Source organism: Shinella sp. 1A1 (genome assembly GCF_055379515.1).
In genome coordinates this window covers 2,127,697-2,150,884 of the sequence record NZ_AP039671.1, presented here as the reverse complement: position 1 = coordinate 2,150,884, position 23,188 = coordinate 2,127,697, and the positions used below count along the sequence as shown (strand labels likewise).

The window sequence follows — 23,188 nt, the reverse complement described above, 5'->3', positions numbered from 1 at the left end:
CTCAAAGGAGCCGAAGCGCCTTACGTGTTGAAGCGGAAGTGGATGACGTCGCCGTCCTGCACCACGTATTCCTTGCCTTCGTCGCGGCCCTTGCCGGCTTCCTTGGCGCCCACTTCGCCCTTGAAGGCGATGTAGTCGTCATAGGCGATGGTGAAGGCGCGGATGAAGCCGCGTTCGAAATCGGTGTGGATGACGCCGGCGGCCTGCGGGGCCTTGGTGCCGCGCACGATGGTCCAGGCGCGGGTTTCCTTGGGACCGACCGTGAAATAGGTGATGAGGTCGAGCAGGTGATAGCCGGCGCGGATGAGGCGGTCGAGGCCGGCTTCCTCAAGGCCGAGGGCCGAAAGGAACTCGCTGGCTTCCTCTTCCGGAAGCTGGGCGACCTCGGATTCGATGGCGGCCGAGATGATGACGCATTCGGCACCCTGTTCCTTCGCCATCGCGGCGACCGCCTCGGTATGGGCGTTGCCGGTCGCGGCGTCCGCCTCGGCGACGTTGCAGACATAGAGGACCGGGTGCGACGTCAGGAGGTTGAGGCTCTTCAGGACCTCGATCTCTTCCGGCGCCAGCGTCTTCAGGAGAAGGCGGGCCGGCTTGCCCTCGTTGAGCAGCTTGATCACGGCTTCCATGACCGGAAGCTGCGCGATGGATTCCTTGTCCTTGCCGGTGGCGCGCTTGCGGGTCTGCTCGACGCGGCGCTCCAGGCTTTCGAGGTCGGCGAGCATCAGCTCGGTCTCGATGGTCTCGGCATCGGCGACGGGGTTGATGCGGCCCTCGACATGGGTGATGTCGGTGTCCTCGAAGCAGCGCAGCACATGCACGACCGCATCGACTTCACGGATATTGGCGAGGAACTTGTTGCCGAGGCCTTCGCCCTTCGAGGCGCCGCGCACGAGGCCGGCGATGTCGACGAAGGAGATGCGCGTCGGGATGATTTCCTTGGAGCCCGCGACGGTGGCGAGCGCCTTCATGCGCGGATCGGGAACCGCCACTTCGCCGGTGTTCGGCTCGATGGTGCAGAAGGGATAGTTCGCCGCCTGGGCGGCCGCCGTCTTGGTCAGCGCGTTGAAGAGGGTCGACTTGCCGACATTCGGCAGGCCGACGATACCGCATTTGAAGCCCATGGAGATGGTCCGTTCGTCTCAAGTAATTCGTTGCCACCGCTATGGGGGAAGGACGGGGCAGGGTCAAGGGCCTCGCGCCCGCGGGCCCTTGAAGTCGCCGGCCCTGCGGTGCACAATGGTCGCACACCGCTCGAAGCCAATGTTACGAGGAGCTTCCGATGAGCAATGGTGACACCGTCCTCAAGCCGAAAACCGTCACGAAGCCGAAGCTGGAGCGGCCGAGGCTCTACAAGGTCATCCTGGTCAACGACGACTATACGCCGCGTGACTTCGTCGTGCTCGTGCTGAAGGCCATCTTCCGCATGCCCGAGACGACGAGCTACCGCGTCATGATGACGGCGCACAAGATGGGCACGTCCGTCGTGGTCGTCTGCGCGCGCGACATCGCCGAGACGAAGGCGAAGGAAGCGACGGAGCTTGCCAAGGATGCCGGCTTCCCGCTGCTCTTCCAGACGGAGCCGGAGGAGTAGGTCTCCAAGACCCCTCCTATCCCGTCCCTAGTCGCCCTTGTTGCCGAAGAGCTTCTTCAGCATGTCGGCCATCGGGCCGCTGGTGGGCAGGATTTTCGGCTGGGCGTGGTTGCGGGCCTGGCGGATATGGGACTGGCCGCCGGGTTTCTTTGCCGGCGCCTCCTTCTCCTCCGGTTTGCTGCCGGTCGCGAGCGCCAGCTTGTTCATCAGCTGCGAATCCTCGCCGCGCACCAGCATGTCGGCATTGATGCCCAGTTCGTCGAGCAGCGGATCGAGCCAGGCATGGTCAGCCTTGGCGAAATCGCCGAGAACGTGGTTGGTGACGAGTTCCTTGGCGCCGGGATGGCCGATGCCGAGGCGCAGGCGCCGGTAGTCCTTGCCGCAATGGGCGTCGAGCGACTTGATGCCGTTGTGCCCGCCATGGCCGCCGCCGACCTTGATGCGCGCCTTGCCGGGGGCAAGGTCCAGCTCGTCGTAGATCGCCACGATGTCCTTCGGCGCCAGCTTGTAGAAGCGCATGGCTTCGCCGACGGATTCGCCGGAAAGGTTCATGAAGGTCTGCGGCTTGACGAGCAGCACCTTCTCGCCGGCAAGCTCCCCTTCGGAAATCTCCGCCTTGAACTTCTTCGACCAGGGCGAGAACGGGTTCTTGCGGTGGATGGCGTCGAGCGCCATGAAACCGATATTGTGGCGGTTGCCCGCATATTTTGCGCCCGGATTGCCGAGCCCGGCGATGATCTGCATGGAATGGTCCGCCAAAAGAACGTAATCGGTCTTCACCACCGCGAAAGCGGCTGGAAGTCAACCGCCCGCGGTCATTTCTTGTCGCCGTTGTCGGCGGTGCGGGCGTTCGGCGGCAGGCCGTAGGCGGTGAAGATGCGGTCCTGCCCGCCGCTGAGGATCAGCTTGTCCAGCTCCACCTGCAGGCGGGCGATCAGCGCGGGCGGCGTATCCTTCTGGCAGGCGATGCCATAGGTCTTGCCTGCCAGAAGCATGGCCTTCTCGACGGGCTGGCCCTGGTTGACGAGGTTCTCGTAGGTCTTGATGGAGGTGGGCAGGAGGTCGATGCGGCCCGACACGAGCTTGCGGACGGAAAGGTCGATATCGGCGGCGAGGTCGATGTCCTTGACGCCGAGATCCTCCATCACCTCTACGGCGAAGTCGCCACGCTGCGAGCCGATCTTCATGCCGAGCGCTTCCTGCATGGTGGCCGGCCCCTTGCTGCCGTCCTTGCGCTTCAGCAGCACCATCTGGTCCTTCAGGAGCGGATTGACCCAGACGAACTGGCCGGAGCGCTCGCGGGTGTAGCCCGTCGTGAAGACGCAATGCATCGGCTGGCTCTTCGCCATGGCGAAGGCGCGGGCCCAGGGCATGATCTCGAGCGTATAGTCGATCCCCGCCGCCTTCGTGATCGCGTCGACCTGCTCGACGCCGATGCCGGTGATCCTGCCGTCCTGCGAATAGTTGAAGGGCGGATATTCCTCGGTGACGAAATGGAGCGTTTCGGCAAGCGCGGTCGAGAGCGGGGTGAGCGAAAGGCAAAGCGTCAGGAGCAGCGTCTTCATCGTCCCATCCCCGTTCGTCAGGAGGCCATGGCCCGGCGCTCGACCGCGCCGGCTGCCCTGATTTCGTCCAGCTTCTCCAGGAGGACGTCCAGCGGCAGGGGGCGGCTCATCAGGTAGCCCTGGCCGAACTCGACATCCATGGCCTGGAGAATGTCCCATTGCTCCGCCGTCTCGATGCCTTCCGCCACGACGGCGCAGCCCATCTGGTGCGAGATCGTGCGGATGCCTTCGACCAGCATGCGGCTCTTGCGGCGCACGTCCGGCTGATCGGAAGAGAGCGAACGGGTGAAGGACTGGTCGATCTTGACGATATCGACCGGAAAGCGGTTGAGGTAGCTCAGCGAGGAATAGCCCGTGCCGAAATCGTCGAGGGCGATGCGGCACCCGAGCTGGGAAAGGGCGTCGAGCACTTCTCGCACGATCGGATTGTCGAGCATCAGCACCGCTTCGGTGATTTCCACCACGATGCGCGACGGCGTGATGCCGTTTTCCAGGAGGAGATGGGCGAGGCGGGCGGGCAGGTCGGGCTCGAACTGCAGCGGCGAGAAATTCACCGCGAGATAGCTGTCGGCAAGGCCCTCCAGCTTCGAGATGATCGAGAGGCTGCGGATGGACTTCGCCAGGATGCAGTCGCCGATCTGGCCGATCGAGCCGTTCTCCTCGGCGATGCCGATGATCTCGGCCGGCGGCAGAAGGCCGCGCTCGGGATGCTGGAGGCGCATCAGCGCCTCGAAGCCGGCAACGCGTCCGTCGGAGAGGCAAACGATCGGCTGGAGATGGGCGGTGAACCAGTCGTCCCGCAGACCCTGCTCGATGAATTTCTCGATTTCCAGCCGCTTGCGGGCAATGTCGACCATGTTGTTGTCGAAGAGCTGCACGCCGTTCTTGCCGCTGCGCTTGCGGGCATACATGGCCATGTCCGATTTCTGCAGCAGGCAGGCGGCGGTGGATGCCTGGTCGGGATAGACGGCGACGCCGATGCTGGCGCTGACCGTCAGTTCTGCGCCGTTGACAATGAGCGGCGCGCGAAGGCTTGCGACCAGCCGCTCGCTGACGTCGAGGGCGAACTGGTGGCCGTTGCGGGCCGAGAGCAGGATCGCGAACTCGTCGCCGCCGAGGCGGGCGATCACATCGCCGGCGCGCAACTGGCGGCGCAGCAGCATGGCGACCTGGCAGAGCACGTCGTCGCCGGCGGCATGGCCGAGATTGTCGTTGATCCACTTGAAGCGGTCGAGGTCGACGAAGAGGCAGGCGAGCGGCTGGCCGAGCGTGTCGGCCTCTTCGATCATGTCGTCCAGCACGGATTCGAAGCCCTGCCGGTTGAGAAGGCCGGTCAGGTGGTCGGTGATCGCCTGGCGGTGGTTGCGGTTTTCCGCTTCCTTGAGGTCGGTGACGTCCGTCATGACCGACAGCGACAAAGGCTGGCGGCCGCTCTCGGCCGTTACGCCCGTCTCCAGGATCAGCACGTCCATCACGCTGTCGTCGGCGCGGCGGAAGCGCACCGTGACCTCGCAGATGCCGTCCTCCGATCCCTGTTCGCGGCGGGCGCGGTAGACATCGCGCCAGTCGGCATCGACGAAGGCGGTGAATTCCTGGCCGATCACCTGCTCGCGGCGATAGCCGGTCGCCGTCAGCCAGTAATCGCTGACGGCGGTAATGCGGTTCTGCCCGTCGATGGAGAAGAGCATGGCGGGGGTGAGGTTGTAGATGTCGGTGGCGCGGGCATGGGCGTGCTTCAGCTCCGTCTCCTCGCGCTCCAGCCTGCTCTGCATCTCGTTGAAGTTATGGGCGAGGGCACCCATCTCGTCGTTCGAGGTCCAGTCGACATGGTGGCGGGAGCCGAGGCGGCGCGTCGCCTCGATCGCGGCGGTCAGGCGCATCAGCGGCCGGATGATCGTGATGCGGTTGCCGATGATGGCCGCCGTGAAGAGCGTCGCCACGGCGAAGAAGAAGATGGCGAAGATCGTCATCTCGTCCGTCGAGAAGCGCGAGAAGGGGCCTTCCTTGCGAAGCCAGATCTCCGCGGTGCCGACCTTCTTGGGACCGTCCATGGCCTTGTGCGTGATATCCGTCACGACCACGGCACGTGTCTCATCCGCATCGGGCGCGACGGCGGGCACGCTGACGTCGATCGTGCCGGACGTGTCGCGCACGCGCACATAGCCGATATCGGCCTCGGCCTCGAGGTCGCCGACGATCTGGTCGATGCTTTCCCGGTCGAGGTCCCAGAGCGGCTTGCCGAGCGCCTGGACGCTGCTCTTCAGGAGGACGTCGGTGTTCTGCAGGCGCTCGCGCGCGACGCGGTCGGAGGAGAGGACGAGGAACAGGACGAAGAGCGGTGCGACGAAGACGAGCAGGGCACCGATGACGATGGCAATGAAGCGGCTTTCGACCGAATGCATTTTCATGCCGGTCGTCCCCCCGCGCCTGTCCGAAGCCAACCCATGATGCCCCTCTTGGTCTTCGTTTTTTCGCAGAACAGACTTTCATCAAAGTCTTAAATGTTGCTGAAATATCGATCCGGAAAAGTGCTGAAAATTGAACCTTTCCGGCGGCTGCACACGTCCTGCGGGCAAAGAAAAACCCCGTGTCGGGGACACGGGGTTTCGAGAAAATCCCTTTGAAGGGGGATTATTCTTCCGAAGCTGCGGCTTCTTCTTCCTTCACGCCGGCAGCCGGGACAGCGATCGTGGCGATCGTGAAGTCGCGGTCGGTGATGACCGGGCTGGTGCCCTTCGGCAGCTTGACGTGGGAGATGTGGATGCCGTCGCCGACCTTCAGGCCGGTCAGGTCGGCCGTGATGGAGTCCGGGATGTTGCCGGCAAGGGCGTGCAGTTCGACAGCGTGGCGAACGACGTTCAGGACGCCGCCGGCCTTGATGCCCGGGGACTTCTCTTCGTTGACGAAGTGAACCGGCACTTCGACGACGACGTGGGTGTCGCCCGAAACGCGCAGGAAGTCGACATGCATCGTGAAGTCGCGGACCGGATCCAGCTGGAAGTCCTTCGGCAGAACCTTGATCTTCTCGCCGTTGACGTCGATCGTGGCGACCGTCGTCTTGAAGCCGCCGGCGTGGATACGCTGGGTCACTTCCTTGGTCGAGATGGCGATAGCGAGGGGGGCCTGCTTGTCGCCGTAGATAACTGCAGGAATAAGGCCGTTGCGGCGAAGTTCACGGGAGGACCCCTTACCAACCCGTTCGCGCGTTTCGGCCTTGAGCTCGTAGGTGTCGTGGCTCATGGCTTTACCTTTCGTATGTTACTGGAGAGTTTTCCCCGGCCGGAAGCGTCTCCGGCCGCGCAAAACTTGAGGATTTCGTGAAAGCCTCATCCGCGTTGCCTCCAAGGGTGTCTACGCGGACGCGGGCTCGATAGCCGAGAATGCCCGGAAATGCAAGGCCCGCCCCCGATCCTTGCCGCGGTTGACATCGCGGCGCGGCGATTGGATGTTCGGCCAAATCGGTTCGGCGCAGGAGGCCATGATGAGAAAACAGATCCTGATGGCTTCGGCCGCACTTGCACTCGTATCTGCAAGTCCCGCTCTTGCCCAGGAGATTTCGCCTTCCGAGGCCGAAAGCATCCAGCAGCGCCTCACGCGCTACCTGCCGCAGGACATGATCGACGCGGGGCTGATCGCCGTCAAGGCTGCGACCTCCTTCTACGAGCTGCGCTTCGACCCGAAGGTCCTGCTCGACAAGACCAAAAGCGGCATGGTCAAGCTCGAGGGCCTGAAGCCGATGACGGCCTATCTGCGGCCTTCGGCGGACGGCACCTATCGCATCGAGGCGAATGACAGCTTCGACATCAAGGGCGACGTCGACCTTCCCGAGGGCCGCAACTCGTTCTCCTATGTCATCGATTCGATGAAGCTCGACGGCGTCTACGACCCGGAGATCCTCTATTTCACCTCCGCCGACTGGGTCACCCGGAAGATCGCTTTCTCCAGCACCTCGCCCAAGGACAGCGTGACGGCGAGCTTCGGCGAGACGGCGATGCACGTTTCCGCCGAGAAGAAGGACGCGAGCACGCTCGACATTTCCTCGACCGGCGTGATGAAGGCCTTCGCCGAGACGATCACCAGCGACCAGTCGGGCCGGGTGGAGATCGGCGCGGACAAGCTCGACATCGATGTCAGCATGGACGGCGCGCGCTACAAGGTGATGCAGGACCTCGTCTTCCTCGTGCTCGACAACTTGCACAAGCAGCGGCTGGAGGCGTCGGAGGCGGCGCGTCTCAAGGAGCTGCTGCGCGCGGCGCTGCCGGTCTTCGACAACCTCACGGAGACGATCAGGGCCTCCAATGTCACGGTGGGCACGGACAAGGGCACCTTCGGCGCGGAGGCGGTCGACTACAATGTCGCGATGAACGGCATCGCCCATTCGACCCGCTTCGGCTTCGGTTTCGGCGTCGAGAAGCCGAAGCCGCCGGCCGGCCTGCTGCCAGCCGCCTATGAGGGCCTCCTGCCGGAGCGGGCGACCTTCAGGATGGCGGTCGCGGATCTCGACCTTGCCGGCGCCGTCAAATATCTCGCCGACCATGCGGATTTCACCAAGCCGAAGCTGCTGACCGACGAGGAGGAAAAGGAGATCGGCCGCATCGTGCTTCCCGGCGGGGCCATGACCCTCGAATTCGAGGACGTCTCGGCCGCCTCGCCGATCTATGACGTGCACCTCACCGGCAAGATGACGGTCTATCCCGACGACAAGGAGCGCCACAGCGCCGACGTGACGATCACCATGCGCGACTTCGACAAGACGGTCACCTATCTCCAGAAGAACGCCGGCGCCGTGCCGGAATTCGCCCAGGCGTCCTTCGGGCTCCTGATGATGAAGGGCCTTGCGCGCGATGCCGGCAACGGTGCGCAGGCCTGGGACCTCACGGTCGGCGAAGACGGCAAGGTGCTGATTAACGGCCGTCCGCTGCCGTTCCAGCAGTAGGATTATTTCCGAAGGCTTGCCACGAAGCGGGAGAGCGCCAGCATCAGGCCGCCCGCGATCAGGCCCCAGAAGGCGCCGGAAATGCCGGCGAAGGAAACGCCCGAGGCGGTGACGAGGAAGGTCACCGCCGCCGCTTCCCGCCCCTCCGTCTCGCGGAAGGCGTTGAGCGCGGAACCGGCGAAGGCGCTGATCAGCGCAAGGCCGGCGACGGCCTGGATGAGGATCGGCGGGGCGAGGCCGACGAAGGCGGTGACCGCGCCCGCGGCAAGGCCGAAGATCACGTAGAAGACACCGGCATTGATGGCCGCCCAGTAACGTTTCGCCGGGTCGGGATGGGCGTCCGAGCCGGCGCACATGGCGGCGGTTATGGCGGCGAGGTTGACCGCATGGCCGCCGAAGGGGGCCGAAAGCAGCGAGAAGAAGCCGGTTACGGCGAAGAGCGGGCCGGGATTGGGCTCGTAGTCGTTGACCTTCAGCACGGCGATGCCGGGAATGTTCTGCGAGGCCATGGTGACGATGAAGAGCGGCAGAGCGATGCCGACGAGCCCGGCGACCGTGAAGGCCGGGGTCACGAATTCGGGTTTCGGCAGCAGCGCATCGGCGAGGCCGGCGAAGGCGCCGTCGGGGATGTCGATGCCGAAGGCGAGGACCGCGACGAAGGCGGCGAGCGCAGCAGGCACCGCATAGAGGCGGTTGACGCTGCCGACGACGATCCAGGCGAGCGCGATCGGCAGGCCGAGCAGCGGGTTGAAGGCGATGGCCTTGACCGGCGCAAAGCAGAGGCCGATCAGCACGCCGGCCAGCATGGCGTTGGCGAGCGTCGCGGGAATGGCGGCGACCATGCGGCCGAGCGGCTTCCACAGGCCCGCGACGATGATCAGCACCGCGCAGACGAGGAATCCGCCGACCGCCGTCGAGAAACCGCCCTCGACCGCGCCGGAGCTGGCCAGCAGCGCCGCGCCCGGCGTCGACCAGGCGATCGAGACGGGCAGGCGCGTCGCGACGCTGAGCACGATGGCGCAGATGCCCATCGACACGGACAGCGCCATCAGCCCCGAGGCGGCCTGCGCCTCCGTGGCGCCGACGCCGGTGAGGCCGTGCAGCACGACGGCGAAGGAACTGGCGAAACCGACGAAGGCGGTGAGCAGGCCCATGAACAGGGCTTGGGCGGAAAAATCACGAAGCATGGCAGGATCGATACCGGAAAGGGAAATGCACTGGTAACAGGCGAGGCGGGGCTTGGGAACAGGGTTGTTCGTGGGGACCGTCGTGCGGGTGGGCTGCCCCTCACCCTAACCCTCTCCCCGCAAGCGGGGAGAGGGGACGTGCCCCACGCATGGTCATTGGTTGGGGAAACTATCGCGGCACATCCCCTTCGCCCCGCTTGCGGGGAGAAGGTGCCGGCAGGCGGATGAGGGGCATGCCGCAGGCAAAACGAAAAGTTTTCCGGTGCCGCGCCCTTCATCCGACCCTTCGGGCCACCTTCTCCCCGAGGGGAACAGGGAAGGGTGGCAACGTCGAATCCCATATGCGCTAGCCCCCCGTTTGTGGAGATGGGAGTGCCCCCACGCACGATCCTTGTTTGAGGAAACCATCACGGCATCTCCCTTCGCCCCGCAGCCAAGGAGAAGGCGGCCGGCAGGCCGGATGAGGGGCCGCGTGGCCTCCCTCGCGCGCTCCGCCCTTGAACCTTCGTCCGACTGGACCATCTGTGCAAAGCGGGGCTATAGTCATCAAGCGTTATATTCTGGCGCGATGATCGGTCGGATGCTTTCGGGAGGAGAGCGGATGTCTGTGCGTTTCGATCACGCAGATCATGTGCACACCGTTGCGGCCCATGCCTCGGCCGCGGCGAGTTCGCCGGTGGCGGCCTCGTGGCGGCGGTGCCTGATGCTGCACGGCCTTGCCCCGGAGGAGGCGCGCACGCCCTGGCGGCTGACCGAGGCCGAGTTCCGGCAGGCGCGCATCCGTTCCAGCGCGCTGATCGAGGAGGCGCGGGGCGAGATCGACCGGCTCTTCGCGACGGTCGGCAAGGCCGGCTGCTGCCTCTTGCTCACCGACGAGAACGGCATCGCGCTCGAACGGCGCGGGGCGGCGGGCGACGACCGCGATTTCCGAGGCGTCGGCCTCTGGTCCGGCACGGTCTGGAGCGAGGCGAGCGTCGGCACCAACGGCATAGGCACGGCGCTGGCCGACGAGCGGGCGGTGCTGATCCTGCGCGACCAGCATTTTCTCTCGCAGAACACCGGCCTTTCCTGCACGACCGCGCCGATCCGCGACCATAACGGCCGCATCGCCGCCGCCATCGACATCTCTACCTGCCGCGACGACGCCAACGAGATGACCATGTCGATCCTCTCGCAGGCCGTGCGCGATGCCGCGGCGCGCATCGAGGCGGGCCTCTTCCGCCGCGCCTTCTCCGCCGCCCGCATCCTGCTCGTGCCCGTCGAGGGGCGCATGGCGCCGGCGCTGCTCGCCGTCGACCGCGACGACCTCGTGCTCGGCGCCACCCGCGCCGCCCGGCAGGTGCTCGGCCTCGACGACCGGCGCATCGCGACCGGCATCGCCGCTTCCGATCTCCTGCACGAGGACCGGTCGGAGGAGGGGCGGGACCTCGACGACGCCGAACGCGCCGCACTCCGCCGCGTGCTGACGCGCGCCGGCGGCAATGTCAGCCAGGCCGCCGATCTCCTCGGCATCAGCCGCGCGACGCTGTACCGCAAGATGAAGAAGCTCTCGATCAACTGATGCTGCGGCGCAGCACAGTAGGCCCGCCGGACCTGTCTCAAATCTGAAACAGTCGCGCCCGCCATCGCCGGCCGGCCCCTACCGCGCCGGGGCGAAGCGCAGCACCATCCTTCCGACGGCCCATCCGGGCCTTTCAAGGGAGGAATTGACATGCTGCACCAGAAGATCGTCGAAAACCCGTACAAGGCGAAATACGGCAACTTCATCGGCGGCGAGTGGAGGGAGCCGGTCGCGGGCCGCTACTTCGACAACACCACGCCGATCACCGGCGGCAAGCTCTGCGAGATCGCGCGCTCGGACGCCGCCGATATCGAGCTCGCCCTCGACGCCGCGCATGCGGCCAAGGACAAGTGGGGCCGCACCTCGACCACCGAGCGCTCCAACATCCTGATGAAGATCGCCCAGCGCATGGAGGACAATCTCGAACTCCTCGCCAAGGCGGAGACCTGGGACAACGGCAAGCCGCTGCGCGAGACCATGGCGGCCGACATTCCGCTCGCCATCGACCATTTCCGCTACTTCGCATCCTGCGTGCGCGCGCAGGAAGGCGGCATCAGCGAGATCGACCACGAGACCATCGCCTATCACTTCCACGAGCCGCTCGGCGTCGTCGGCCAGATCATCCCCTGGAACTTCCCGATCCTGATGGCCACCTGGAAGCTGGCGCCCGCGCTTGCCGCCGGCAACTGCGTGGTGCTGAAACCCGCCGAGCAGACGCCGTCCTCGATCCTCATCTGGGCCGAGCTTATCGGCGACCTGCTGCCGCCGGGCGTGCTCAACATCGTCAACGGCTTCGGCCTTGAAGCCGGCAAGCCGCTCGCCTCCAACCCGCGCATCGCCAAGATCGCCTTCACGGGCGAGACGACGACCGGCCGCCTCATCATGCAATATGCCAGCCAGAACCTCATTCCGGTGACGCTGGAGCTTGGCGGCAAGTCGCCGAACATCTTCTTCGAAGACGTCATGCGCGAGGACGACGACTATCTCGACAAGGCGCTGGAAGGCTTCGCCATGTTCGCGCTGAACCAGGGCGAGGTCTGCACATGCCCGAGCCGCGCGCTGGTGCACGAGAAGATCTACGACCGCTTCATGGAAAAGGCGATCAAGCGCGTCGAGAAGATCGTGCAGGGCAACCCGCTCGACACGGCGACGATGATCGGCGCGCAGGCCTCCTCCGAGCAGCTCGAGAAGATCCTCTCCTATATCGACATCGGCCGGCAGGAGGGCGCGGAAGTGCTGACCGGCGGCGGGCGCAACGATCTCGGCGGCGAACTCTCCAGCGGTTACTACGTCAAGCCGACCGTCTTCCGCGGCCACAACAAGATGCGCATCTTCCAGGAGGAGATCTTCGGGCCGGTCGTCTCGGTCACGACCTTCAAGGACGATGCCGAGGCGCTCGCCATCGCCAACGACACGCTCTACGGCCTCGGCGCGGGCGTGTGGAGCCGCGATGCGAATCGCTGCTACCATTTCGGCCGCGACATCCAGGCCGGCCGCGTCTGGACCAATTGCTACCACGCCTATCCGGCCCATGCGGCCTTCGGCGGCTACAAGCAGTCCGGCGTCGGGCGCGAGAACCACAAGATGATGCTCGACCACTACCAGCAGACCAAGAACATGCTGGTCAGCTACTCTCCCAAGGCGCTCGGCTTCTTCTGAGCGGCCGCTGTCCTTCTCCGCCCCTACCGGAGAAGGCCAACCGAAGGGCGGGACCTGTCCGCCATGTCCAGCCCCATCCCTCTCCCCGCTCGCGGGGGGAGGGAAAAGCACAGGAGGAGGCCGCGATGCCCGAAGCCCTGCCCGAAGCCCTGCCCGAAGCCCTGAACGAACCGCGCGTGGTGGCGACCGAGGCCGCGCTCGCGCTCATCCGCGAAATCCGGAAAGACTATCCGGACATCCTGTTCCACCAGTCGGGCGGCTGCTGCGACGGCTCCTCGCCCATGTGCTATCCGGCGGACGACTACATCGTCGGCGACCGGGACGTGAAGCTCGGCGAGATCGGCGGCGTGCCGGTCTATATCAGCGAAAGCCAGTTCGACGTGTGGAAGCACACGCAGCTTATCATCGACGTGGTGCCGGGGCGGGGCGGCATGTTCTCGCTCGACAACGGAAGGGAGAAGCGCTTCCTCACCCGCTCGCGCCTCTTCGGTGGCGGGGAAGCCTGTCCGCTGCCGGAACGCTGAGCAAAGAAAAGCCCCGCTGCCGGAACAGCGGGGCCTGATTTCTACACGATGACGCGATCAGTAGGCCGAGCATTCGCCCGGGCTGACGACGCGGTAGCCGGCGGCATCGGCCGAGCATGAATTGCCGAACGTCTTGCGGTCGCGGCCGCGCTGCGCGCAGACCGGCCGGTATTCCATGGTGCAGACGCGCTGGTTGTCACGGTCACGATCGCGGCCGTTGCCCCAGTCGCTACCGTTGCCGCCCGGATTGCGGCCCTGGCATTCGCCGCGGCCGATCACGTCATAGCCGCTGCGACGCGCTTCGCAGGCATTAGCGAAGGTCTGGCGGTCGCGGCCGTTCGCGCCGCAGACCGGCGCATATTCGCGCGTGCAGGCGCGGCCTTCGTCAGGGCGCGGCTCGGGACGACCGCCACGGCGGCACTCGCCACGGCTGACGACGCGGTAGCCGCTCGAGCGTGCCTCGCAGGTATTGGCGAAGGTCTGGAGGTCGCCGCCGCGCGCGCCGCACACCGGCATGTATTCCATGGTGCAGGCCTGCGGGCGAGGACGGGGACGTCCGCCGCCTTCATCGACGTCGACGGAGCAGGCGACAAGCGTGCCGGCGGCAAGAAGGATGGCAATGCGTCCGGCCAGCCGGGACAGGAAAGGCGTCATCATGGAGTCCTCCAGGTGAATCTCGCCGAACCGTAACGCAAAAGTGAAGCATCCGGTATCGGGGCGAACGTAAAAAACAGGGGATGGTTGCCAAAAGAAAAGGCCCGCGCAACCAGAGGTGCGCAAGCCTTTCGAAAGGGTCGTGGCGGGTCAGTCGAAGAGGCTGGAAACGGACTCTTCGGCGCTGGTGCGGTTGATCGCCTCACCGAGCAGGTTGGCGGTCGAGATCACGCGGATATTGTGCGCGGACTGGACGGCCGTGGTCGGCTGGATCGTGTCGGTGATCACCAGTTCCTTGAGCTTGGAAGAGGTGACGCGCGCCACGGCGCCGCCCGAAAGCACGCCATGGGTGATATAGGCGGTGACGCTGGTGGCGCCGTTCTTCAAGAGCGCCTCGGCCGCGTTGCAGAGCGTGCCGCCCGAATCGACGATGTCGTCGATCAGCAGGCAGTCCTTGCCCGCGACGTCGCCGATGACGTTCATGACCTCGGATTCGCCCGGACGATCGCGGCGCTTGTCGACGATGGCCAGCAGACAGTCGAGGCGCTTGGCCAGCGCGCGGGCGCGCACCACGCCGCCGACGTCCGGCGAGACGACCATGACGTTCTTCAGGTCATAGTTCTGCTTCACGTCGCGCGCGAGGATCGGCACGGCGTAGAGGTTGTCGGTCGGAATGTCGAAGAAGCCCTGGATCTGGCCGGCATGCAGGTCGAGCGTCAGCACGCGGTCGGCGCCGGCCTCGGTGATGAGGTTGGCGACCAGCTTGGCGGAGATCGGCGTGCGCGGGCCGGGCTTGCGGTCCTGGCGGGCGTAGCCGAAATAGGGGATCACGGCCGTGATGCGGCGCGCCGAGGAGCGGCGCATCGCATCGATCATGATGAGCATTTCCATCAGATGGTCGTTCGTCGGGAACGACGTCGACTGCACGACGAAAACGTCCTCGCCGCGCACATTCTCCTGGATTTCAACGAAGATTTCCTGGTCTGCGAAGCGCCGAACCGTGGCACGGCCGAGCGGAACATTCAGATAATTGCAGATCGCTTCGGCCAGAAGCCGGTTCGAATTGCCCGCGAAAACCTTCATCTATGGTCCGCCTGTTATTATGCTGATGGGGGGCGTTTAAGCGGCAAAATCCGTGAATGCAAGGGCCTTGCCCCCTCAGGAAAGCGATTCTTCACATTTGGCTGTGATTTACCCTTTCGGACGGCTTAACCCCGCAGCGAACCACGCCATTCGAGATAGTCCCGGATCGTCTTGCGGGCGATGTCCTCCATCGTGCGCGCAGGCACGACGGTCCAGGGATCGGCGGCGGTGCCCGGCACGCTCTCCTGGCCCTGGATGCGGTGCAGCCGCGAGCCGCCGCCGTCGAGCACGTCCCAGACATAGACGACCGTGGTCTTGCCGCTATCGTTCATCGCCGAGAAATAGCCCTTGAGGATATATTCGGTGGAGTTGTCCGAAGCGCTGCGGATCGTCAGGCCGCTCGAGCGCGCTTCGGCGCCGAGGCGTTTGGAGAGCGGCGTGACGGCCTCGACCGGTGCGCCGATGATCGGCAGGAAGCGGATCGTCGCGCCGGCCGCGGATGCGGCGGGGGGCAGGGCCGCGACCTCTTCCGTGCCGCCCGACGTTTCGGCGGCGAGCGAGTTGCGGGCGAAATCCTCGTCCGCCGGCCCGCGGCGGCCGCCCTGGTTGCGGGCGAGCGCATCGGCCTGGCCCTGCAGGGTGCCGGCGGTGTCCTCGCCTGTCGAGCCGCCGATGCCGGAGGGCGAGGTGAAGGCGGTCTGCTGCGTGGCGGTCGCGACCGGCATGGTGGTGACGGGCCTCGACTCGGCGCTCATCTGGTCGAGATCGTTCTGCGTCACCGGCGGTGAATTGAAGTTGCTGCCGACATCGACGCGCGGAATGAGCGCATCGGTGCTGTTGCAGCCGGCAAGGGTGGCAATGAGACCGATCAGTGCCAGCCGCTTCGTCAGCTCGTGCATTGTCATCGTTCGTGTCCTCAGGAGGCTTTGGCCTCCTCTGTCCCGCAACGATTTATGGGTTTCGCCCCAGGGCCTGTCAATCGCAGGATCTTGCGGGTTGTCTCCTGTCAGACCGCGATGAAATCGAGGCCGTAGCGGGACAGCGCCTTCGGCGTGTCGGTGGTGGTAAGATACGTCTGGCCGAGCGTCATGGCCGTCGCGCTCTCCGAATCGAGCACGATCGTGTGCAGGAAGAGCGACATGTTCGGCTCGATTTCCTGCGGGTTGCCCATCAGGAACATCTGCGGATCCATCCAGGAGGGCGCAAAGCGCGCGCCGACGGAATAGCCGCAGGTGTTCAGCCGGTGGCGGGCAAGGCCGCGCTCGTCGACGATGCGGGCGAAGGTCTCGAAGACGGTGCCGAAAGTATGGCCGGGACGCAGCACCATCTCCATCGCCTGCATGGCCTCGCGGCAGGCGCTGTAGAGTTCGCGGTGGCGGCTGCTCGGCTCGCCGATCAGCGCCGTGCGCATCATCGGCGCATGGTAGCGCGCGCTGACGCCCGACCATTCGATGGTGAGCTGGTCGGTCGCATCGAGCCGGCGGCGGCCGGACTTGGAGCGGCAGAGCAGGGCGTCGGCGCCCGAGCCGATGACGAATTCATTGGCGGCGTAATCGCCGCCGCCGGCGAGCACGGCGTTCTGCAGCGCCGCCAGGATCGCCGCCTCGTCGGCGCCGGCGGCGATCAGCGGCAGGGCGGCGTCCAGCGCATCGTCGGAGAGGGCGGCCGCGCGCTCGACATAGGCGATTTCCGCCGGGCTCTTGATGAGGCGCAGGCGGCTGACGAGCGTGGAGGCGTCGACGATCTCGCCGAAGCTCTGGAGCTGGTTGTCGAGGAGGCGGGCATTGCGGCCGGTCAGGCCGTGCGTGTCGTATTCCACGCCGATGCGGCAGCCGAGCAGGTCGAGATCGGACAGGAGGTTCTTCAGGTCCATGGTCGGGTCCGCGTTCACGCGGTCGATCCAGACCTCGATCTTCTCGATATTGGAGGTGTGGCGCGCCTGGCGCAGGTCCGCCGAGCGGGTGAGCAGCACCATGCCGCCATCGGCCTTGACGACCAGAGTCTGGAAGAAGAAATAGCCGAACGTGTCGTAGCCCGTCAGCCAGTACATGCTCTCCTGCGCGAAGAGCAGCATGGCGTCGAGCTTTTCCTCCCGCATGCGGGAGGTCAGGCGCTGGAGCCGGTTGGCGTATTCCTCGCTATCGAAGTGAAGTGCCATGGCGGTGTCTCCTTCGCTTGCGGGGTTTCAGCCCCTTAGCATGATCGCTGAAATCTGGCGGCCGTAATCGGGTTCCTGCCGGTGGGTCGTGCGCCGGTAGGAGAAGAACCGCTCTTCGTCGGGATAGGTGCAGAGGTCGAGGTTCTCGGCCGTCACGCCGGCATCGCTGAGGCGCTGCGTCGTCAGCCCCGGCAGGTCGAACATGGCATGGCCGGGCTTTCCGGACGGGGTGAAGTAGCGCTCGTAAGCCTTGTCCACGCCGAGGAAGCGTTCGACGAATTCCGGGCCGACCTCGTAGTTGCGGCGGCTGATCGAGGGGCCGAGGCTGGCGAGGATGCTGCCGCGCCTCGCGCCGAGCCTTTCCATGGCCGTTATGGTGTTTTCGAGCACGCCGTAGAGCGCGCCCTTCCAGCCCGCATGGGCGGCGCCGACGACGCGGGCCTCGGGATCGCAGAAGAGGATCGGGCCGCAATCGGCGGCGAGGACGCCGAGGACGACGCCGGGGGTGGCGCTGACCAGCGCGTCCGCCTCGGGGCGCGATCCGTCATAGGTCGCATCGACGATGACGACATCGGGCGAATGGACCTGGTGCACGGTGGCGAGCCGGCCGGGCTCTGCCGAGAACCAGCGCGCGACGCGGGCGCGATTCTCCTCGACCCTGCCGCGCTCGTCCTTCGAGCCGAGGCCGACATTGAGGCCGCGATAGATGCCTTCGGAAACGCCGCCGGCGCGGGTGAAGAACCCGTGCAGGGCCGCTTTTCCGGCGCGTTCCGCAAGCAGCGGGCTTTCGATGGGCGTTGGGGGCGCTTGGTCCTTCATGGTCTCTCGGCTGGCTTCGGGCTGGGCCGCCAGGCAAGGATGTCGCCGGGGCATGCGGGGTCAAATCGGGCCGAATGTTGTCCGGCCTTGGGGGATGTGTCAATCGGGCTGACGGAACGGAAAGAGGGCGAGCGGTGCGCTGCCGATGGCCAAGACCTTGAAAAGATCGCCCATTTTCCCCGCGCCCGAGCCTGCGAGACGATCGACATCGGCGAGGATCGATTGCTGCGTCGCCTCGTCGCGGTTGCGGCCGAGCGCGGAGGCGCGTTCGCCGATGCCGAGGCCGACGAGGAAATCGCCCTGGTGCAGCATGCCGTGCACATGAAGGCCCGCGCCGACGGCCGCGCCCGCCAGCCGCTCGAAGTCCACATGGCTCGTCAGGTCTGCCTCGCCGGGATGGGCGAGCGGCGGGTCGAAATCGTGCTTCAACACGGCCTGCAGCGTATCGCCGAAGCCGGTGACGAAATGGCCGTAGTCGATGACGAGCGCGGTGCCGCCGCAGCGGGCGATGCGCTCGCCGATCGTCGCCATGACGGCTTCGCGGGCCGGGGCGATCTCGAAGATCGTGCCGTTTTCGGCCGTTCTGTGATGCTCGGGCAGCAGCGCCGGGTCGATGCCGGCGACGCCCGCGGCGAAGGTGAGCTCGTCATCGGCGTCGAGACCGACCATACGCTCGCGGAAGCCGGAGGCGGTCTTGATGAACTGGCGGATCGGGATGGCGTCGAAGAGCTCGTTGGCGGCGAGCAGCACGAAGCCTTCCGGCAGTTCCTCGAAGCTGTCGTGCCAGGCGACGCGCGCGGCATGAGTGCCGAGCGTCTCGCGCTGGACGGTGCGCAGTTTCGGGCTCGTCTCGATGAGGTGGATCGTCGCGCTCTCGTAGAGCTCGGGGGCGATGCGGGAGACGACGCGCAGCATGTCGGCCATCATCGTGCCGCGGCCGGGGCCGATCTCGGCGATGCGCACCGTCTCGGGCGCGCCGTGCCTTTGCCAGGCATGGACGAGGAAGACGCCGAGCATCTCGCCGAAGAGCTGGCTGACCTCCGGCGCGGTGATGAAATCGCCGGCCTCGCCGAAGGGGTCGCGCGTGCGGTAGTAGCCATAAGCGGGGTCCGCGAGGCACAGGGCGAAATAGTCGGTCACGCTGATGGGGCCGTTGGTGCGGATCAGCGCCTTGATCTTGCGGGCGAGGGGCGTCGTCATGGGCGTTGGTCCGCTCAGGCCCTTGCGGGCTCGGCCCGGCGGGCGCGGACGATCGCCCACAGGCCGACGACGAGCATCGGCAGCGACAGCAGCATGCCCATGGTGAGCCAGCCGCCGTAGAGATAGCCGAGCTGCGGATCGGGCTCGCGGAAGAATTCCACGGCGATGCGCGACAGCGCATAGCCGCAGACGAAGAGGCCGGTGACGATGCCGGGCCGCTTCAGCGCGCCGAAGCGGTAGATGGCGAGCGCCAGCACGGCGAGCAGGACGATGCCCTCGAGGCCGGCTTCGTAAAGTTGGCTCGGATGGCGCGCGAAGGGGCCGGCTTCCGGGAAGACGACGGCCCAGGGCGCATCGGACAGGCGGCCCCACAGCTCGCCGTTGACGAAATTGGCGATGCGGCCGAAGAACAGGCCGATCGGCACCACGGCGGCGACGATGTCGAACAGGCTCCAGATCGGGATGCGGTTGCGCCGGGCGAAGAGGATCATGGCGAGCGTCGTGCCGGCGAAGCCGCCGTGGAACGACATGCCGCCATTCCAGACCTTTATGGCGCGCAGCGGATCGGCGGCGACATTCGGGAAGTCGTAGAAGAGGATATAGCCGACGCGGCCGCCGAGGATGATGCCGACGGCGGCCCAGACGAGGAAGTCGTCGAGCATGGCGCGCGTCATCGGCGCTTCGCCTGCCCACAGCCGCGGCGTCTCGATCAGCCGGCGGGCATAGAGCCAGCCGAGCATGATGCCGACGACATAGGCGATGCCGTACCAGTGGACGGCGACCGGGCCGATCGAGAAGGCGATCGGGTCGATCTCGGGAAAGGGCATGATGGCGAAGAGTTGCGCTATATTCGTCAAGGCTCGGATATTCCTGATTTGCGCGGAAGATGGCGAGGGCTTGCGGCAGGGTCAAGGCGAGAAATGGCGCGCGGTGGCCGCGCGGCGTCCGGATACGTCGCGATCCACCGAAATCCGCCCCGGAAATCCCCCCGAAATCGCTTGCAAGCGGCGGCGCGAGACCCTACCTCAGTTCCAGGACGCGGGCGGCAGGCCCGCCAGGACCATCGATCCCCCAGGAGGGCAGACCATGACCACCGGTGCCAACCGCATTCTCGACGACTTCGCCAAGCTGATGACCGATGCCGCCGGCGCCGCGCAGGGCGTGCGCAAGGAAGCCGAGACGGTGTTCCGCGCCCAGGCCGAGCGCTTCATCAACGGCATGGACCTCGTCAAGCGCGAGGAATTCGAGGCGGTGCGGGAAATGGCCATCAAGGCACGGGACGAAAACGACGCGCTTCTGAAGCGCATCGAGGCTCTCGAAGCGCGCCTCAATACAGGCAACTGACCCGTTTCGGGGCAGCATTTCAGAGGCAGGACTCGGTTGGCGTGATTCACATCGCGCCAACCGTTTTTTTTAATAAATTTTTTACCCCTGTGGACACTTCCGAAAAGCTCTTTTCGCAGAGTCTCTTAAGCGACCGACCTGAATCTTTTTCACAACCTCTGTCCACAACCGGCCGGGGAAAACGGGAAGGCGGGGGCTGGCGTCGTGACTCCGCCGTTATACACTGATTTTAAATGATGATTCGAAACGGGCAACGCAAGCTTCGGGCAGGGTAAGTCGTCCAGATTGCGTAAAGTGCCGAGCAATCATTCAGTGTTGTATCCGGAGTACGGTTTGCCGCGTCGTGTGTGTGAGCGCGACGGCGCATGCCTTCCGGTCTTGAAGGTGATGCATGAGCTTTATGGAATTGGATATCGGGCGCCAGTCCAACCCGGTCGACATGATCGAGTTCGTCGCAGCCAACAATGACTGGACGTTCGAGCGGTCCGGCGAGGACGAGATCGCCATGACCGTCGAGGGCAAGTGGACGGACTACCACGTCTCCTTCTCCTGGATGGAGGAATTCGAGGCGCTGCATCTGGCCTGCGCCTTCGACATCAAGGTTCCCGAAAGCCGCGTCAACGAGGTGCACTGCCTGCTCTCGCATGTGAACGGTCAGGTGCTCATGGGGCATTTCGACCTGTGGCGCCGCGAGGACGTGGTGATCTTCCGCCAGTCGCTGCTGCTGGCCGGCGGCGCGGAGCCGACCAACCGGCAGGTCGAAGTGCTGCTTTCCAGCGCGCTCGAATCCTGCGAGGCTTATTTCCAGGCCTTCCAGTTCGTCGTCTGGTCCGGCATGGACGCCCAGTCCGCCGTCGACGCCGTGCTGTTCGAAACGGTCGGGGAGGCCTGAGGATGGCAGCGGCTGCGACGGGTCCCATCGTTCTTATCGGCGCCGGCAACATGGGCGGCGCCATGCTTTCGGGCTGGCTGAAGAGCGGCATTTCCGGTTCGTCCGTCATCGTCATCGATCCCGGCCCGCAGCCGGCCATGGCCAGGCTGATCGCCGACAACGGCGCGCGCCATGAAACCTCCGCGCCCGCGGGCGTGAAGGCGGGCGTCCTCTTCGTCGCCGTCAAGCCGCAGGTGATGGACCAGGTCCTGCCGCCGCTGAAGGGGCTCGTCGGGCCCGAGACCGTCGTGGTGTCGGTCGCCGCCGGCAAGACGATCGCCAATCTGGAAAGCCATCTCGGCGCGGCCGCCACCGTTCGCGCCATGCCGAACACGCCGGCGATGATCGGCCGCGGCGTCACCGGGGCCTTCGCCAATGCGCGCGTCACCGCGGCGCAGCGCGATTTCGTGCATTCCCTCCTCAAGGTCAGCGGTCCGGTCGAATGGGTCGCGAGCGAGGCCGATATCGATGCCGTCACCGCCGTCTCGGGCAGTGGGCCGGCCTATGTCTTCTATCTCGTCGAGTGCATGGCAGAGGCGGGCCGCAAAGCCGGCCTGCCGGCGGACCTCGCCATGCGGCTCGCACGGGAAACCGTCGCGGGGGCTGGTGAACTGCTTCACCAGTCCCCCGACGACGCCAGCCGCCTGCGCCAGAACGTGACCTCGCCGGGCGGCACCACCGCCGCTGCGCTCGCGGTGCTGATGGCCGAGGACGGCATGCAGCCGCTCTTCGACAGGGCCATCGCGAGCGCCCGCAAGCGCGCCGAGGAACTGGCGGGCTGAACTCTCATATGACCGGTTTGCCCTTCTCCCTGCTTGCGGGGAGAGGTTGGGGTGAGGGGTTTGCAGACAGGGATTTTTTCATGACCGAAACCATCACCTACGCCGATTTCGAACGCGTCGATATCCGCGTCGGTACCATCGTCGAGGCGCTGCCGTTTCCCGAGGCGCGCAAGCCGGCCTACAAGCTGCAGATCGATTTCGGCCCCGAGATCGGCATCAAGAAGTCCTCGGCGCAGATCACCGTGCATTATACATTGGAAGAGCTCGTCGGCCGCCAGGTGCTCGCCGTCGTCAATTTCCCGCCGCGCCAGATCGGCCCGGTGCGCTCGGAAGTGCTGACCCTCGGCTTCGAGGACGAGACGGGCGCGATCGTTCTTGCCGGCGTCGGCCAGGCCGTGCCGAACGGCAAGAAGATGTGCTGAGCGGGCGAGTATCCGCGGCGCCGGTCGATGTGGCCGTGCGGCGATGAAGTACGGTCCGCGGAGCCGCGGGCGCGTTACAGGGGCGAGCAAGGCAACCCGCCCGCCGTTCCTTCACGGTATCCGGGCGATACTGGAGGGGCCGCGCGTCTTCTTCCGCGGTGCAATATAAATCATACGATAGCACCGGAAACCCCGTAAAAGCTGAGGGATTTTTCGGCAATCGCCCGGAATTTGACCAAAGTTAGGCGTCACAAGAGCGCATCAAAACTTTTGCTTGCCAATTTGTCGCAAACACATCAATCTTGCGCCGTTCGGGCAATTTGCGAACACGGGAAGACCTTGAATAAAAGCGCGCCGGAGACGCGAAACAATTCCGGGCAGCCAACATCTGGACGGTCCTTGGACTATATGGTTGGCTGGCTGCGGTGAAAACAGGACCCTTTCCTCAACCTCGAGAACTGCCTGCCTAACGCCCCACGGGGCAAAACTGATGTGCTGCCCGCCGCCAAATATACGGGCAGAGAGAAAAGGACCTGACGCATGGCCGAAACTGGCATCGTAAAATTCTTCAACACCGAGAAGGGCTTCGGCTTCATCAAGCCCGACAACGGTGGTGCGGATATCTTCGTACACATCTCCGCCGTGCAGGCTTCGGGCCTGAACGGCCTTTCCGAAAACCAGAAGGTAAGCTTCGACACGGAACCCGATCGCCGCGGCAAAGGCCCGAAGGCGGTCAACCTGCAGATCGCCGGCTGAGCCGGAACTTTCT

General features: G+C 65.5%; 23 protein-coding genes. 10 read left to right on the top strand and 13 right to left on the bottom strand.

The window, feature by feature from the left end; genetic code table 11:
* Positions 1-20: 20 nt before the first annotated feature.
* Positions 21-1,124 carry a redox-regulated ATPase YchF gene (gene ychF / locus ACZ48C_RS10660; protein WP_119257013.1) on the bottom strand — a complete coding sequence of 368 codons (1,104 nt, stop codon included), beginning with the start codon at positions 1,122-1,124 and terminating at the stop codon, positions 21-23.
* Between the two features lie 158 nt (positions 1,125-1,282).
* Here ychF and clpS point away from each other — a divergent pair, with 158 nt between their 5' ends.
* Positions 1,283-1,594, top strand: a complete 312-nt coding sequence (gene clpS / locus ACZ48C_RS10655; RefSeq protein ID WP_119257014.1) for an ATP-dependent Clp protease adapter ClpS — start codon at positions 1,283-1,285, stop codon at positions 1,592-1,594.
* Positions 1,595-1,621: 27 nt separating this feature from the next.
* Here the strand turns inward: clpS and pth are convergent, their stop codons facing one another.
* The 4 genes from pth to ACZ48C_RS10635 form a co-directional block, all read right to left on the bottom strand.
* On the bottom strand, positions 1,622-2,338 hold the full coding sequence (pth, locus tag ACZ48C_RS10650) for an aminoacyl-tRNA hydrolase (protein ID WP_464781083.1): 717 nt from the start codon (positions 2,336-2,338) through the stop codon (positions 1,622-1,624).
* Between the two features lie 71 nt (positions 2,339-2,409).
* Positions 2,410-3,159, bottom strand: coding sequence for a substrate-binding periplasmic protein (locus tag ACZ48C_RS10645; RefSeq protein ID WP_464781082.1), 750 nt, complete (start codon positions 3,157-3,159; stop codon positions 2,410-2,412).
* A gap of 17 nt (positions 3,160-3,176) precedes the next feature.
* On the bottom strand, positions 3,177-5,567 hold the full coding sequence (locus tag ACZ48C_RS10640; protein ID WP_464781081.1) for an EAL domain-containing protein: 2,391 nt from the start codon (positions 5,565-5,567) through the stop codon (positions 3,177-3,179).
* 223 nt (positions 5,568-5,790) lie between these two features.
* The gene (locus ACZ48C_RS10635; protein WP_119257016.1) at positions 5,791-6,399 is read right to left on the bottom strand and encodes a 50S ribosomal protein L25/general stress protein Ctc; all 609 of its coding nucleotides are present in this window, start codon (positions 6,397-6,399) and stop codon (positions 5,791-5,793) included.
* Positions 6,400-6,640: 241 nt separating this feature from the next.
* Here ACZ48C_RS10635 and ACZ48C_RS10630 point away from each other — a divergent pair, with 241 nt between their 5' ends.
* Positions 6,641-8,095, top strand: coding sequence for a hypothetical protein (locus tag ACZ48C_RS10630; RefSeq protein ID WP_464781080.1), 1,455 nt, complete (start codon positions 6,641-6,643; stop codon positions 8,093-8,095).
* Positions 8,096-8,097: 2 nt separating this feature from the next.
* On the opposite strand, the gene ACZ48C_RS10625 is transcribed toward ACZ48C_RS10630, so the two are convergent.
* Positions 8,098-9,282, bottom strand: a complete 1,185-nt coding sequence (locus ACZ48C_RS10625; RefSeq protein ID WP_464781079.1) for a benzoate/H(+) symporter BenE family transporter — start codon at positions 9,280-9,282, stop codon at positions 8,098-8,100.
* 601 nt (positions 9,283-9,883) lie between these two features.
* Here ACZ48C_RS10625 and ACZ48C_RS10620 point away from each other — a divergent pair.
* From ACZ48C_RS10620 to ACZ48C_RS10610, 3 genes are all read left to right on the top strand, one after another.
* On the top strand, positions 9,884-10,843 hold the full coding sequence (locus tag ACZ48C_RS10620; RefSeq protein ID WP_464781078.1) for a helix-turn-helix domain-containing protein: 960 nt from the start codon (positions 9,884-9,886) through the stop codon (positions 10,841-10,843).
* Between the two features lie 150 nt (positions 10,844-10,993).
* A complete protein-coding gene (gene adh / locus ACZ48C_RS10615; RefSeq protein ID WP_464781077.1) occupies positions 10,994-12,502 on the top strand; it encodes an aldehyde dehydrogenase in 1,509 nt (502 codons plus the stop codon).
* Positions 12,503-12,627: 125 nt separating this feature from the next.
* Positions 12,628-13,026 carry a DUF779 domain-containing protein gene (locus ACZ48C_RS10610; protein WP_464781076.1) on the top strand — a complete coding sequence of 133 codons (399 nt, stop codon included), beginning with the start codon at positions 12,628-12,630 and terminating at the stop codon, positions 13,024-13,026.
* A gap of 57 nt (positions 13,027-13,083) precedes the next feature.
* Here ACZ48C_RS10610 and ACZ48C_RS10605 read toward each other — a convergent pair whose 3' ends face one another.
* The 7 genes from ACZ48C_RS10605 to lgt all read right to left on the bottom strand — a co-directional run bounded on the left by ACZ48C_RS10605 (position 13,084) and on the right by lgt (position 19,767).
* Entirely contained in the window at positions 13,084-13,680 is a 597-nt protein-coding gene (locus ACZ48C_RS10605) for a Kazal-type serine protease inhibitor family protein (RefSeq protein ID WP_318912441.1), read from the bottom strand.
* A 150-nt stretch (positions 13,681-13,830) separates the two neighbouring features.
* Positions 13,831-14,763 (bottom strand): ribose-phosphate pyrophosphokinase, encoded by a 933-nt coding sequence (locus tag ACZ48C_RS10600; protein ID WP_119257023.1) that lies wholly within the window; start codon positions 14,761-14,763, stop codon positions 13,831-13,833.
* A 125-nt stretch (positions 14,764-14,888) separates the two neighbouring features.
* A complete protein-coding gene (locus ACZ48C_RS10595) occupies positions 14,889-15,662 on the bottom strand; it encodes a hypothetical protein (protein WP_464782805.1) in 774 nt (257 codons plus the stop codon).
* A gap of 107 nt (positions 15,663-15,769) precedes the next feature.
* Complete coding sequence (locus ACZ48C_RS10590) at positions 15,770-16,921, bottom strand: M24 family metallopeptidase (RefSeq protein ID WP_464781075.1); 1,152 nt, start codon at positions 16,919-16,921, stop codon at positions 15,770-15,772.
* A 27-nt stretch (positions 16,922-16,948) separates the two neighbouring features.
* On the bottom strand, positions 16,949-17,740 hold the full coding sequence (gene pgeF, locus ACZ48C_RS10585; RefSeq protein ID WP_464781074.1) for a peptidoglycan editing factor PgeF: 792 nt from the start codon (positions 17,738-17,740) through the stop codon (positions 16,949-16,951).
* 99 nt (positions 17,741-17,839) lie between these two features.
* Entirely contained in the window at positions 17,840-18,940 is a 1,101-nt protein-coding gene (locus ACZ48C_RS10580) for a class I SAM-dependent methyltransferase (protein ID WP_464781073.1), read from the bottom strand.
* A gap of 14 nt (positions 18,941-18,954) precedes the next feature.
* A complete protein-coding gene (gene lgt, locus ACZ48C_RS10575; protein WP_424548849.1) occupies positions 18,955-19,767 on the bottom strand; it encodes a prolipoprotein diacylglyceryl transferase in 813 nt (270 codons plus the stop codon).
* Positions 19,768-20,026: 259 nt separating this feature from the next.
* Between lgt and ACZ48C_RS10570 the strand changes: the two genes are divergently transcribed.
* From ACZ48C_RS10570 to ACZ48C_RS10550, 5 genes are all read left to right on the top strand, one after another.
* Positions 20,027-20,284 (top strand): accessory factor UbiK family protein, encoded by a 258-nt coding sequence (locus ACZ48C_RS10570; RefSeq protein WP_117366739.1) that lies wholly within the window; start codon positions 20,027-20,029, stop codon positions 20,282-20,284.
* 391 nt (positions 20,285-20,675) lie between these two features.
* Positions 20,676-21,176 (top strand): type III secretion system chaperone family protein, encoded by a 501-nt coding sequence (locus ACZ48C_RS10565; protein WP_119257028.1) that lies wholly within the window; start codon positions 20,676-20,678, stop codon positions 21,174-21,176.
* A 2-nt stretch (positions 21,177-21,178) separates the two neighbouring features.
* A complete protein-coding gene (gene proC / locus ACZ48C_RS10560; protein WP_454635060.1) occupies positions 21,179-21,997 on the top strand; it encodes a pyrroline-5-carboxylate reductase in 819 nt (272 codons plus the stop codon).
* Positions 21,998-22,077: 80 nt separating this feature from the next.
* Entirely contained in the window at positions 22,078-22,419 is a 342-nt protein-coding gene (locus tag ACZ48C_RS10555) for a tRNA-binding protein (RefSeq protein ID WP_313193465.1), read from the top strand.
* Positions 22,420-22,959: 540 nt separating this feature from the next.
* A complete protein-coding gene (locus ACZ48C_RS10550; RefSeq protein ID WP_023515606.1) occupies positions 22,960-23,175 on the top strand; it encodes a cold-shock protein in 216 nt (71 codons plus the stop codon).
* Positions 23,176-23,188: the final 13 nt, after the last annotated feature.